Source organism: Noviherbaspirillum cavernae, assembly GCF_003590875.1.
GTDB classification, from domain to species: Bacteria; Pseudomonadota; Gammaproteobacteria; order Burkholderiales; family Burkholderiaceae_D; genus Noviherbaspirillum; species Noviherbaspirillum cavernae.
Map to the genome: position 1 here is coordinate 1,151,023 of NZ_QYUN01000002.1, position 13,213 is coordinate 1,164,235.

Genomic DNA, 13,213 nt, shown 5'->3' on the forward strand with positions numbered 1-13,213 from the left:
AGCGGAGTGACGCTACGGAATTGATGAAATGACTTCGAGATAGCCCGATTTCGGACATACCCTCGTCACTGACCCATGGACGCACCGGCTTCTTCCGCTCCGCAATCCGTCGCCGAGTTCCTGGCGTCCGTGGAAATATTGTCGCCTTTCACTCGTGAAGAACTGGAACGGCTGGCCGAACATGCCGAGTCGCGCTTTCATGCCTTCGGCGATACGGTGTGCAATGCCGGCGATCCGGCCGACGGCTTGTTCGTCATCAAGACCGGCTCGGTGCGCATGTTCACCGAGGAGAGCGGCAAGGAAGTCAGCATGGGCGTGCGCAAGGCGCGCGAGGTGTTCGCGGACATCGCCATGCTGCGCGAATACCGGCACGAATCCTCGGTGCGCGCGTCGGCCAAGACCGAATTGCTGTTTATCCCGCGCAAGGTGATCCAGCCGATTGCGGCGCGCAATCCGGCGGCGCAGAACTTCATAGTCAGTTATGTCGCAATCAGTTCCGCAGGCGGCCTCGTCACCCGCTTGTTCGACCTGCGCGGCAAGGTCAACAAGAGTGAGCTGGAAGAGTTCGTGCGCAGCGTTGGCGTCAAGCGCGCTCCGGCAGGCAAGGAAATTCTGAAGCAGGATTCGAAGGAGGATCGCCGGCTGTACGTGGTGCGCCATGGCGAAGTGCGCATCGTGCGGACCGAGGAAGGCAGCGAATACACGCTGGCGACGCTGCGGCAGGGCGAGATTTTCGGGGAAAAGGCCTGCCTGTTGCGGCAGGAACAGATGGCCTCCGTCGTCGCGACCGCCGACACCACCTTGCTGGTGATTCCCGAAAAGACCGTGCACATGATTCTGGAGCGCAATACGAAGTTGCGCGAAGTGCTGGAAGACCGCATCCGCTTCATCGAACGGGAATTGCAGCGGCAGAAAAAACTGGCGGAGCGGCGCAAGAGTCCGGTCCGGCTCGACCTGTATTCGAAGCCGGAGTTCGGCGAAAAGATCATCAAGCGTTTTCCGCTGGTCGAGCAGGCGGAGGAAATGGATTGCGGCGCGGCATGTCTGGCGATGTTGTGCCGGCATTACGGCATTTCGATGACGCTGGGCAAGCTCCGTGAACTGGCCAATGTCACGACCCAGGGTGCGACGCTCGACAGTCTGGCGCGCGCCGGCGAATCGCTCGGCTTTACCACGCGCGGCGTGCAGTGCACGTATGAGGCATTGCTTGGTTTCGAGCTGCCTTTCATCGTGCACTGGGAGGGCTACCACTATGTTGTGGTGTATGGGGTTTCGAAGCATCAGGTGTGGATGGCCGATCCGGCGGTCGGCTTCAGGAAGATGAGTGTGGAGGATTTCGAGCGCGGCTGGAGCGGCACCTGTCTCGTCTTCACGCCGGGCGAGAATCTGGTGCAACTCGCGGTGGCGCGCTCGCCGTGGATCCGCTTCGTCGCCTATCTGAAGCCGTACAAGAAGATCCTGGCGCACCTGTTCCTCGCCACCTTCGTGATCCAGATGCTGGGCGTGGTGCCGCCGCTGATCATCCAGAACATTCTGGATGGCGTGATCGTGCACCAGAACGTCAGCCTGCTGCATCTCCTGATCGTTGGCCTGATCATCTCCAGTCTGTTTACCCAGATCATGTCGACGATCCGCGCCTACCTTGCGAACTTCATGATGCGCAACATGGACTTCGCGATGATGTCGCATTTCTTCAAGCACACGATGTCGCTGCCGTTCTCCTTCTTTGCCAAGCGCAAGACCGGCGACATTCTCGCCCGTTTCGAGGAGAACGCGACCATCCGTGCCTTCCTGACGGAATCGACCGTCACCACCATGCTCAATCTGCTGATGGTGTTCATCTACTTCACCATCATGTTCATGTACAACGTCAAGATGACGCTGGTGCTGATTGCCTTCGTCATTCCCATCATGGGACTGACGGTGCTGGTCACGCCGAAGCTGAAGAACTATGCGCGCGAAATGTTCACCACCGCCACCGATGCCAAGGCCTATTTGATGGAAGCACTGGGCGGCGTCGAGACCATCAAGGGCATGGGCAGCGAGCGGCCGGTGCGATTGAAATGGGAAAAGAAATACGCCAAGGCGCTGGACGTGCAATACCGCGCGCAATCCTTCAATATCCTCGCCGGCCTCTGCAGCCAGTTGCTCAATGCGGCCACCACCATCTCCATCCTCTGGGTCGGCGCCAACCTCGTGCTGTCGCGCGAACTCTCCATCGGACAGTTGATCGCATTCAATGCATTGATGGGCAGCGTGCTTTCGCCGCTGATGGGACTGGTTGGATTGTGGAGTCAGCTCAACGATGCCGGCGTCGCGATGGAACGTCTTGGCGATGTGCTCGACATGGAGCCCGAGCAGAAGCCGCAGGACCTGCCGTCACGCATCGTGCTGCCCGACTTGCAGGGCGATATCCGCCTCGACGGCATTTACTTCCGCTACGGCGGCAACGACACCGCCTACGTGCTCGAAAACATCAGTCTCGAGATCAAGCCGGGCGAACTGGTCGCCATCGTCGGCCGCAGCGGCTCAGGCAAGACGACGCTGGCGAAGCTGCTGGTGGGTTTCTATCCGCCCAGTGAAGGGAAGATCATCGTGGACGGCTACGACATGAGCATGATCGACAAGGAGTACTACCGCGCCCAGGTCGGCTACGTCATGCAAAGCAATCTGCTGTTCTCCGGCACCATCGCGGAGAACATCGCCAGCGGCGACGAGAGCCCCGACCGCCGCCGCATCGAGGAGGTCGCGAAGATGGCGGATGCGCATGCCTTCATCAGCAAGCTGCCGCTGACCTACGAACAGGTCGTCGGTGAACGCGGCATGGGTTTGTCCGGCGGCCAGATCCAGCGGCTGTGCATCGCGCGCGCGCTGTATCACGACCCGCGCCTGCTGGTGTTCGACGAAGCAACCTCCGCACTGGATACCCAATCCGAGAGCAACATCATCGGCAACATGCACGACATTCTGAAGGGCCGCACTGCCGTGATCATCGCGCACCGCTTGAGCACGATCATGCGCGCGGACAAGATACTCGTGCTGTACGAAGGCGCGATCGTGGAGCAGGGGCGGCATGAAGAGCTGGTGGACCGCAGGGGCATGTACTACCAGCTGGTGCAGAAACAATTGAGTGCGGCATGAAGATACTGAACCAGAGCCTGCAGGCGCAATCCTCGGTGTCCTATGCCGGATTGCTGGAACGGATAGAAATTCTGCGTTCGACGCTGCGCTGGTCGTCGCGGCTGGAGCGTCCGGAGATCGAGAAACTGCTGCGCCAATCCAGCGCGCTGCGCGATGAAGTGATGCAGCTGTCGCACAAGGAGCGCTTCGTCAAGGCTGCCAGCACGGCGGCCGATGAGCCTGCGCCGGTGAACCTGTCATCCGGCGAACGGCGCCGCGCCTTGCTCGACCGCAGCTTCGTGTTCGAAGGCACCTTCGGCGACAATCCGAAATTGCTCGACGCACTGGAAGTCGCGGAGAAGGCCGCACCCACCGATCTGCCGGTGCTCATCGACGGCGAGAGCGGTACCGGCAAGGAATTGATGGCGAAAGTCATCCACGCCAACGGCGCGCGCGCCGACAAGGCCTACATCTCGGTCAACTGCGGCGCGATTCCCGAGAACCTGCTGGAGTCAGAATTGTTCGGCCACAAGCGCGGCGCATTCACCGGCGCAGCCAATGATCGCAAGGGCAAGTTCGAGAGCGCGCACAAGGGCACCATCTTCCTCGATGAAATCGGCGAACTGCCGCTGCCGGGCCAGGTCAAGCTGCTGCGCGTTTTGCAATCGCACGAAATCCAGCGCGTCGGCTCCGACGAAATCATTTCCGTCGATACGCGCATCGTTGCCGCCACCAACAAGAACCTGCGCCGCCTGATCGAGGAGGGCGCGTTCCGCGAAGACCTGTTCTACCGTCTCTCCGTCATCCACGTCACCCTGCCGCCACTGCGCGAACGCAAGGACGAGATTCCATTGCTGCTCGCCTACTACGGCGACGAGGCGGCGGAAGCGCTGAAGCGGCGCCCCGTGAAAATGACGCCGCGGCTGCGCGACTATCTGCTGAACTATGCCTACCCCGGCAACATCCGCGAGCTGCGCAACCTGATCTACCGCCTGTCATGCCTGGCCGGCGACACGGCGGATGTAACGCATTTGCCCGAAGACATCCGCCCGAAGGCCGCTGCCGTGCAGCTCGACACGCCGGCTGCTGCCGTGGCGATCCCGCATTCACTGAGCGATGCCAAGCGCGCCGCCAGCGACGAGGCGGAACGCGCCTTCCTGGAACGCGGCTTGAAGGAAGTCGGCGGCACGGTGGCGGAACTAGCGCGCCGCTGCGACATGAACCGCTCGCATCTGCAGATGCTGTTGAAGAAACACGGGATTCATTCGAAGGATTTTCGGCATCAGGGAGACGGGCATGGCGAGAAGAGGACGTGACTCGACGCGATGCTCACGGTCTCCAGGCGACCAGCCATCGCGTGGAGCAGCCGGAATGCGATTCGCGGCCGCCTTTTGTTCTCACGCCTGATCAAAGATCCACCAGCATCTCGAAGCCGCCATAAATCATGCGCTTTCCATCGAAGGGCATGTTCTCCGGCTTCATCATGTCGGCCATGCGCGGATCCTTCATCACCTTGTCGTTGACCTCGTCGCGATGGGCGCGCGACTCATACACGATCCAGGAGAAAACGACGGTTTCGCCGTCTTCCAGATTGACACTCTGCGGGAACGAAGTGAGCTTGCCGGGCTTCACGTCATCGGCGACGCATTCGCGAAACTGCAATGCACCATGCTCGCGCCAGATATCGCCGCACTTCTTCGCGACGGCAAGATAGGCGTCGATGTTCTTCTTGGGAACAGGCAAAACAAAACCATCAACATAGGCCATGACACTCTCCTTGAGGAAATGAGTTTCTCGGGCATGCGGCGCATGCCGTGATCGGAAATTACAGACTAGTCGCAGCTTGGCTCATGGACAAGGTCAGGTGGCCAGCGTGGGAATGAGCAGGTACGGCGCAGCAAAGCGTGCCGAGTGTCACGATAAGCTCGGTGCAGCACATGACGCTTGAATTTTTCCGACAACGCACGCAAGAAGCATGGATGCCTTCGCAGAACAATCGACATGCGGGATGGAGCGTATGCTTCTCGCCTAGCTCGTTACTGACGGGAAAGCAGTGATCCACGCTTCGAATTTGCCCGATGAGAGATCACAGGGAATAAATTTCGAAAGGCCTGCTCAACGGGCTCTTCGCAGGAACTTCACCCCTTCCGCTATCTCAAAAATTCAGGGACCCTGCATTGCAAAGGTCAGGGTGTTTTTCGTCCCGATGCGTGCCGCTCTGCTCGGCACGCAAAATGGTTTTCGTGCAGGGATTTGATTGCATTGCATAAAAGGAGAAATATCATGCGAGTAGCCGAAGCAATGACGCGCGATGCGCGTATAGCAAATCCGGACCAAAGCATTGTCGAGGCCGCGAAGATGATGGCCGACTGTGATTGCGGTGTGTTGCCGGTGGGAGAAAACGACCGGCTGGTGGGGATGGTTACCGATCGCGATATCGTGATCCGTGCGCTGGCCAAGGGAAAGGGCGACGCGAAAGTGCGCGATGTGATGAGCAAGGACGTGAAGTATTGTTTCGAGGAAGACGATGTGGACGATGTCGCCAAAAACATGGGCGATCTGCAAGTGCGGCGTCTGCCGGTCCTCGACAAGAGCAAGCGCTTGACCGGCATCGTGTCGCTTGGCGATATTGCGACGACCGAAGAAGTCGATGCGGCAGGAGAAGCCTTGTCCTGCATTTCCGAGCCGGCATCCAAACATGTCAGCACCGGACAGCGTCCGCATTGAGCGGGGCTTGTGCAATGTTCAATATCAACATGCAGTTGTAGAGCAGATGCGTCGGCGGGTGGGACCCGCCCTACGGACAATCAGGGTAGGGCGGGTTCCACCCGCCAAGCGCTCGCATTGAATCTTGACAGCCCATGGAGACGCTCTCTGCATGGCGCTTGCCGGAAGGCACGGCAACGCCATGAGCCCCTTCAAATCTCCGCGTGCCGCAGCCGCAGGGCATTGGTGATCACCGACACCGAACTCAGGCTCATCGCCAGCGCCGCAATCATCGGCGACAGAAACTGCCCGGTGAAGGGATACAGCAGGCCGGCGGCGAGCGGGATTCCGAGCGAGTTGTAGACGAACGCAAAGCCGAGGTTCTGCCGCATGTTGCGCACCGTCGCCACCGACAGCGCACGTGCACGCGCGATTGCGCGCAGGTCGCCCTTGACCAGCGTGACGTGCGCGCTGTGGATCGCGACATCGGTGCCGGTGCCCATCGCGATCCCGACGTCGGCCCGCGCCAGTGCCGGCGCATCGTTGATGCCGTCGCCCGCCATCGCCACGACCTTGCCTTGTGCCTGCAGGCTTTCCACCAGGTGCAGCTTGTCGTGCGGCGTGACTTCGCCGTGCACTTCCGCGATGCCGAGTTTCGACGCCACCGAGCGCGCGGTCGTCAGGCCGTCGCCGGTCGCCATCACCACGTTCAGCCCGGCGGCGCGCAATCCTGCGATGGCGTCGGGCGTGCCCGGCTTGATCGGATCGGACACTGCCGCCAGGCCGACCAGCTTTCCATCGGATGCGAGATACATCACGCTCGCGCCTTCCTTGCGCAGCGCCTCGCTTTGTTCGGCCAGCGGCTGCCAATCAACCTTCTCCGACTCCATCAGCGCGGTATTGCCGAGCGCGATGCGATGGCCGGCGACGTCACCGCGCACGCCGATGCCGCTGGATGATTCGAAGCTGTCGGGCTTCGTCAACGCCAGCCCGCGCCGCCGTGCCTCGGCCACGATTGCATGCGCCAGCGGATGCTCGCTGCCCTGGTCGATGCTGGCCGCAAGTTGCAGCACCTCCTGTTCGCTGAAGCCGGGGGCGGCAATCACGCGGTCGAACGCGGGCTTGCCCTCGGTCAGCGTGCCGGTCTTGTCCACGATCAGCGTGTCCACCTTGCGCATCGCCTCGATGGCCGCCGCGTCGCGGAACAGGATGCCCCTGGTCGCGGCGAGGCCGGTGGCTGCCATGATCGACATCGGCGTGGCCAGTCCCAGCGCGCAGGGGCAGGCGATGATCAGCACCGCCACCGCGTTGACGAAGCCGTACACCCAGCTCGGCTGCGGCCCGAACAGGCCCCAGCCCAACAGCGTCAGCACGGCGACTGCCGCCACCGCGACGACGAACCAGCCGGCGACGGAATCGGCGAGCCGCTGCATGGGCGCGCGCGAGCGTTGCGCCTGCGCCACCAGTTGCACGATCTGCGACAGCATGGTTTGCGCACCGACCTTTTCGGAACGCATGACCAGGCTGCCGCTGGTGTTGATCGTGGCGCCGATGAGTTTGTCGCCGGGACGCTTGGTGACCGGCAGCGGTTCGCCGGTGAGCATGGATTCATCGACCGCGCTTTCGCCCTCCGTCACCACGCCGTCGACCGGCACCTTTTCGCCGGGACGCACGCGCAGCGTGTCGCCGATATGCACATGGTTGAGCGGGATGTCTTCCTCGCTGCCGTCATCGTGGATGCGGCGCGCCGTTTTCGGCGCAAGCCCAAGCAGTGACTTGATCGCCGCCGAGGTTTGCGAGCGCGCGCGCAACTCCATGATCTGGCCCAGCAGCGTCAGCGACACGATCACGGCCGCCGCTTCGTAATACACGCCGACGCGGCCATGCATGGAGAAGGCCGCCGGAAAGACTTCGGGCGCGAAGGTCGCGACCAGGCTGTAGCCGTAGGCGGCACTGACGCCCAGCCCGATCAGCGTCCACATGTTGGGACTGCGATGCGTGATCGAGTGGACGCAGCGTTGCAGGAAGGGCAGGCCGGCCCACAACACCACCGGTGTGCTGAGGGCGAGCTCGATCCAGTTCTGGTACGGAATGCCGGCCGGGAAGAAGCGGTGGCTGCCCATCGCCAGCAACATGACCACGACCGAAAGCGGCAGGGTCCACCAGAAGCGGCGGCGAAAGTCGGTCAGCTCGGGATTCTCGCCTTCGTCGAGGCTGGGCATCTCCGGTTCCAGCGCCATGCCGCAGATCGGGCAGCTGCCGGGAGCCGGCTGGCGGATTTGCGGATGCATCGGGCAGGTGTAGATCGTTCCTGCCGGGGCCGCCACCGGCTCGCGTGGTTCCGGCTTCAGCCAGCGTTGCGGATCCGCGCGGAACCTGGTCATGCAGCCTGTGCTGCAAAAGTGATAGTCCGTGCCGTTGTGCGCGATGGTGCGTTGCGGGTCGGCAGCCACCTTCATGCCGCACACCGGATCGGTGAACGGCTTGTCCGGTGCTGCTGTCACGGCAGCGTGATGGTGGGCGTGGTGATCGTTGTGTTCGTGCGAGGAATGACGATTGTCCATACGCTCCTTTGGAATTGTCGCAAGGCGGTGGCCATATTACGCTTGCGCTCCCCTTGAAGGGGATGGGGAAAGAATCAATGTGACGATCCGCGCCCGCGTCGCAATGTTCCTTCGGGGGAACGACTCATGCATGCAATGAACCTCCGTCATTGCGCGGGCTTTCCCTCCGCTTCCTTCTCGGCCGCCGGCTGCGGTGCTGGCTTCGCCTCGCTCATGGACGATGTCGAACCGCTGGAGCCGGATGTGCGATCCGGCCTTACCATCGTGCCGTTTTCGGTGCGCTTGTCGTCCTTGAATTCGCCTTCCCAGTAGCCGCCGTTGGCCCAGGTGTAGCGGCCTTGGCCCTCGCTCTTGCCCCTGTCCCACGCACCGGAATACCTGTCGCCGTCCTTGAAGTGGATCACGCCCTGGCCGTGCGGGATGCCGTCCTTCACGTCGCCGGTATAACGGCTGCCATTCGGGAAAGTGATCGTGCCTTTGCCGTTGGGCATGTCCCGCGCCCAGTCGCCGCTGTAGCGCTGGCCGTTGTTCCATGCGAACTGTCCCTTGCCTTCCTTGCTGCCGCGCACCAGCGTGCCTTCGAAGCGGTTGCCGTTACTCCACACGATCTTGCCCGTGCCGGACACGATGCCGCTGACCGGATCAAGCGTGAAGTCGCCGGTCATGGTCTGGTCAGCCAGTTTGAAGGTCTTGCTGCCGGTGGCTGCCGGCGCTTCGGCTGCGGGCCTGGATGGCGGTTCCGGCTGTACTTTCTGGTCCGGTTCGGGCGTGCTCCTGGACGGCACTTCCGGCGGCGCTGCCGGGGCAGTCGGGGTGGCCGGTATCTTCTGCGCCTGATCCGTTGGCATTGCCGGCGTTGACGGCTGTTTGCTCAAGGCCGCTTGCGGCGCCGGTTCCGGTTGCGCGGCCTGTTCCGATGGCTTCGGTTGCACCGGCTTGAGAGTCGTCAGCCTGTCCTTCGCTACCGCCGCGTAGCGGCCCTTCGGATATTTCTTCAGATACGTCTCGTAGGCGGTGGGCTGGTTGAGCGTCTTGGCGGTATTCCAGAGCGCATCCTCCGGCGACGGCACGGGTGGAGTCTGCGCTGCCTTCGGTTTCGTGTCCGGTGGCGGCAGGGACGGGATTGCGGCCAGCGGCGCAGAAGGAGGCGTAGAAGGAGGCGTAGAAGGAGGCGTAGAAGGAGGCGTAGAAGGAGGCAGGGCCGCCGTCTTCGGCTGCCGGTCTTCCAGCCGCAGTCTCGCCGCCGCGGCATACAGCCCGTTCGGATAGGCCTTCAGATAATTCTCGTACGCGTCCGCCGTGTCGGCGGCGCTGGCCTTGCGCCACGACTCCTCGTCCGCCGATGGGCGCGGAACGGATGGGGGCGGCGAGACTTGCGGGCTGGCCGCTTCCTCCTTCGGCGGCTCTGCGGGGGCGGCCGGCTTTTGCGCGGCAGGCGCGGACGGCGGCGTTGCCATGCCTGGCGGCGCGGCGGCAATGACCGGCGGTTCCGGACGTTCTTCCTCCGCCGTGCCGCTGGCGCCGGAGGATCCCGGTACCGGCTTGCTTCCGGTCACGGCCAGCAAGGGTTCGCCCAAGGACTTCAAGGAGTTGTGCGAACCCCAGTAGACGCCGGTCACGATGCCGGCCGTCAGCAGCAGGCCGAGGCCGATCCACGCCGCCTTGCCCAATCGGCGCGCGCCGAAGGCCGCAGTGTCCGTTCCCGCCTCTGGCTGCCATTCGCGCTGCGACGCTTGCGCTCGCTGCCGTTGCGCGGAGCGTTCAACCGTGTGCCGCGGCTCCGCGATGCGGGTCATCGGCTCGTCGCCTTCTCCCCAGCGCAGGTTGGTGTGCGGCAGCGTGCGTGGCACGGTTTCCATGATGTCGAGCGCGCGGCGCAACTCGTCGATCGACGCATATCGCTGTTCCGGCTTCACCGACAGCGCCTTGTCCAGTACCGTGAGGAATGCATTGCTGTAGCGGCCCTTGCCGGCCTCGCGCGCCGGCACCATTTCGTCGTGTACCATGCGCGCCACTGCCGGCGGCGGGGCCTTGCCGGCGACGAGGTAATACACCACCGCCGCCAATGCGTAGATGTCGGTCCACGGTCCTTGGCGCAGGCCGGCGATGTCCGCATACTGTTCGATCGGCGCGAATCCCGGCTTCAGGATCACGGTCAGGCATTGCGTCAGATCGCCGATCACGCGTCGCGCCGCGCCGAAATCGAGCAGCAGCGGACGGCCGTCGCGCAGCAGCAGAATATTGTCAGGTGCGATGTCGCGATGAAAACATTGCGCGTGGTGAATGGTTTCGATCGCATCGAACAGATCGGCCAGCAGCAGCCGGATCCAGCTCTCGGTCGGCGTGATGCGACGCTCCTTCAAGGCTTGCTTGAGCGTGACGCCCTCGTAGTAAGGCATCACCATGTAGGCGGTGCCGTTGCCTTCCCAGAAACGATGCACCTTCACCAGGGACGGCGAATCGAACTGCGCCAGCATCTTGGCCTCGTTGATGAAGCTGCGCAGGCCGGCGGAGAAGGTCGCGGCATTGTTTTGCGAGCGCACCGTCACCGCCATCCTGGTCGTGCGCGTCGCGAGTCCCGAGGGCATGTATTCCTTCAGCGCCACATGCCGCTCCAGCGAGTGGTCGTACGCGAGATACACGATGCCGAATCCGCCTTCGCCGATCAGCCCCACGATCTCGAACTCCCCGAGATGCGTGCCAATGGGGAGAACGTTCATGCTCTGTTCCGCGTCGTTGCCCGGGTCTGCCTTGAACGGCATTCTCCGGGTGCGCACTGCGGTCTTCTCGTTGTACTGGTTCATCGTCGAATTCCATCGGGTCAGTCAAGACATCGCAGCGTGCAGCGCAGGTAGCAGCGCAGGTAGCAGGGAAGGCGGCGCGCTTCGCCGTGGTCTGTCTTCACTAGCACCTTTAGTGCCAGCGGCACGCATGGCTGCCGGTGCGTGGGACGAACCGATGTCCACCAGTCCTGCGTCGGGTACCGGGAATCGGGACCCGACGTTCGCGGGCCGTTCTGACCGTTCACGAACCGGCAGGGAAGGGCGTGATATGGCGTGGTTCCGGACATCTTCCCGGCACAGGCCGGAGTCCCCGGTCACCGCCGGCTTGCTGCTGACAAACAGATCGATGACGCGGCCCCACAAGCCATGTGAAGAAAGTGCCGGCCGGACGCGAATGAATGTCGGATGTCACACAACATCTCAACTTCCGATTTTGCAGAAAAGTCGTGGAACAAACGACACATCGCGTCACGGAAACTTCTTGCAACCACCTTGCGGCAGCCCGCCGCTCTACGCATGCACTGCCTGCTTTCATCTTCGTCGCGGGCCGCGCAAAGAGCTTGATCTGCATCGCAATGTGGTCGATTTGTACGGCCGCAGACACGCATCTTCCTGCATCGCGGCAACAGTGGCGCAATGCCGATGGCGGCAAAGAAGGGAGTTGGAGGAAGCGGCTTGAACGTGGATTACAGCGTGGGATTCAGGACCGTCTGCTCGATGGAGGACAGGTCTTCCGCGCGCACCAAAACCACCGAGATGTTGTCGCGCCCGCCTTGTTGCAGCGCCATGTCGATCAGTGCCTGCGCCGCGTACCGGCAGTCACCCGCAGGCAGCACGCTGCACATGTCCTGCTCGCTGACTTCGTTGCTCAGACCGTCGCTGCACAATAGAAAGATATCGCCGTCCTCGACCACGATCGTGTCTGCGTCGATATCCAGCGTCTCGGCTGCGCCGACCGCCCGCGTGATCAGATTGCGGGCAGGGTAAAAGGCGGCGTCTTCGGGGCTGATGCTGCCGCTGGAAACGAGTTCCTCGATCTGGCTGTGGTCGCGCGTGAGCCGCCTTAGGCGGGCGTCGCGGTACAGGTAGATGCGGCTGTCGCCCGCCCACAGGTAGCCGCACTGGTCATCCCACGCGACGAGGACCACCACCGTGCTGCCGATGATGTGCGCGCCGCGCGCCGCTGCTTCTTCGCGCAACTGCTGATTCACCGCGAGCAGCCGGTCGCGCGCATCGGCCATGAAGGTGGCGAGGCTGTCGGGCGCGGGTATGGCGTCGAGCGCGTCCACCACCATGCGGCTGGCGACGTCGCCCAGCGCGTGACCACCCATGCCGTCGGCCACGGCCCACAGCCCGCGCTCGGGCCGGTCGAGGCAGGCGTCCTCATTGATCCGCCGCACCAGTCCGACGTCGGTGCAGGCGGCCGATGACCATTGAATTTGCGTGGCGTCCGTCACAAATACCTCTGAGTTCTCCGCGTGCAGTGGATCGGATTTGCTTGTCTATGATGAGTATATAACCTGTTGCACAAACCGCAGCCGCAATGCGGTTGAGGAAAACCGACAAAACCGCTGTTCACTGCCATGCCCCATGCCCGCCGCGCGGGAGTCCTGACCGCCGGCCAGGAGGGCCGAGGCCGGAATCACGGAGCGACCTCTTAATGCTTGAAATTCGCCGCCTGCTGATTCGCGGCCAGGCTGATGTTCGAGTTGGCCGCCGTATTGTTCACGTTGATCGACTGAAACTGGTTGTTCATCTGGTCGGCATAGAAGTTGTTGATCTCATAGACATTCACGATCTGGCCGAAGCTGGCGTTGGCCGGCACCGACGGCCTGTAGGGAGCGAAGGCGCCGAACACCCACGGCGCACCGCCCGCGCCACGGATCGCGGACATTGCCTTGCGGTCGAGCGTGCGATCCGAGTGCAGATCATTGATGACAATTGCGGCCATGGTGTGTCTCCGAATAATGGGTGGTGGTGAATGCCTGAAAGCCTCTGAAAAAATCAAGAATCGCGATCGATCTGCTGTCGTTCCTTGCT

8 protein-coding genes are annotated in these 13,213 nt (G+C 62.6%); 3 read left to right on the forward strand and 5 right to left on the reverse strand.

Translation table 11 applies throughout. From position 1 onward, the window contains the following. Positions 1 to 75: 75 nt before the first annotated feature. Together D3870_RS05460 and D3870_RS05465 are read left to right on the forward strand one after the other, a co-directional pair. On the forward strand, positions 76 to 3,141 hold the full coding sequence (locus D3870_RS05460; RefSeq protein WP_119737310.1) for a peptidase domain-containing ABC transporter: 3,066 nt from the start codon (positions 76 to 78) through the stop codon (positions 3,139 to 3,141). Further along, on the forward strand, positions 3,138 to 4,436 hold the full coding sequence (locus tag D3870_RS05465) for a sigma-54 interaction domain-containing protein (RefSeq protein ID WP_119737312.1): 1,299 nt from the start codon (positions 3,138 to 3,140) through the stop codon (positions 4,434 to 4,436). Before D3870_RS05460 ends, D3870_RS05465 begins: the two co-directional genes overlap by 4 nt. Positions 4,437 to 4,527: 91 nt before the next feature. Here D3870_RS05465 and D3870_RS05470 read toward each other — a convergent pair whose 3' ends face one another. Further along, a complete protein-coding gene (locus D3870_RS05470; protein WP_119737314.1) occupies positions 4,528 to 4,887 on the reverse strand; it encodes a DUF1428 domain-containing protein in 360 nt (119 codons plus the stop codon). A 516-nt stretch (positions 4,888 to 5,403) separates the two neighbouring features. Here D3870_RS05470 and D3870_RS05475 point away from each other — a divergent pair. Continuing rightward, the gene (locus tag D3870_RS05475; RefSeq protein ID WP_119737316.1) at positions 5,404 to 5,847 is read left to right on the forward strand and encodes a CBS domain-containing protein; all 444 of its coding nucleotides are present in this window, start codon (positions 5,404 to 5,406) and stop codon (positions 5,845 to 5,847) included. A 191-nt stretch (positions 5,848 to 6,038) separates the two neighbouring features. Here the strand turns inward: D3870_RS05475 and D3870_RS05480 are convergent, their stop codons facing one another. The 4 genes from D3870_RS05480 to D3870_RS05495 form a co-directional block, all read right to left on the reverse strand. Continuing rightward, on the reverse strand, positions 6,039 to 8,390 hold the full coding sequence (locus D3870_RS05480; RefSeq protein ID WP_119737317.1) for a heavy metal translocating P-type ATPase: 2,352 nt from the start codon (positions 8,388 to 8,390) through the stop codon (positions 6,039 to 6,041). A 146-nt stretch (positions 8,391 to 8,536) separates the two neighbouring features. Further along, a complete protein-coding gene (locus tag D3870_RS05485) occupies positions 8,537 to 11,194 on the reverse strand; it encodes a serine/threonine-protein kinase (RefSeq protein WP_119737319.1) in 2,658 nt (885 codons plus the stop codon). Positions 11,195 to 11,859: 665 nt separating this feature from the next. Further along, a complete protein-coding gene (locus D3870_RS05490) occupies positions 11,860 to 12,630 on the reverse strand; it encodes a PP2C family protein-serine/threonine phosphatase (protein ID WP_119737321.1) in 771 nt (256 codons plus the stop codon). 200 nt (positions 12,631 to 12,830) lie between these two features. Next, positions 12,831 to 13,124 carry a hypothetical protein gene (locus D3870_RS05495; protein ID WP_119737323.1) on the reverse strand — a complete coding sequence of 98 codons (294 nt, stop codon included), beginning with the start codon at positions 13,122 to 13,124 and terminating at the stop codon, positions 12,831 to 12,833. Positions 13,125 to 13,213: the final 89 nt, after the last annotated feature.

Excerpts from the sequence above, each read along its gene's own strand:
- D3870_RS05460 (WP_119737310.1), top strand. The coding sequence starts at position 76 with ATGGACGCACCGGCTTCTTCCGCTCCGCAATCCGTCGCCGAGTTCCTG.
- D3870_RS05465 (WP_119737312.1), top strand. The coding sequence starts at position 3,138 with ATGAAGATACTGAACCAGAGCCTGCAGGCGCAATCCTCGGTGTCCTAT.
- D3870_RS05470 (WP_119737314.1), bottom strand. The coding sequence starts at position 4,887 with ATGGCCTATGTTGATGGTTTTGTTTTGCCTGTTCCCAAGAAGAACATC.
- D3870_RS05475 (WP_119737316.1), top strand. The coding sequence starts at position 5,404 with ATGCGAGTAGCCGAAGCAATGACGCGCGATGCGCGTATAGCAAATCCG.
- D3870_RS05480 (WP_119737317.1), bottom strand. The coding sequence starts at position 8,390 with ATGGACAATCGTCATTCCTCGCACGAACACAACGATCACCACGCCCAC.
- D3870_RS05485 (WP_119737319.1), bottom strand. The coding sequence starts at position 11,194 with ATGAACCAGTACAACGAGAAGACCGCAGTGCGCACCCGGAGAATGCCG.
- D3870_RS05495 (WP_119737323.1), bottom strand. The coding sequence starts at position 13,124 with ATGGCCGCAATTGTCATCAATGATCTGCACTCGGATCGCACGCTCGAC.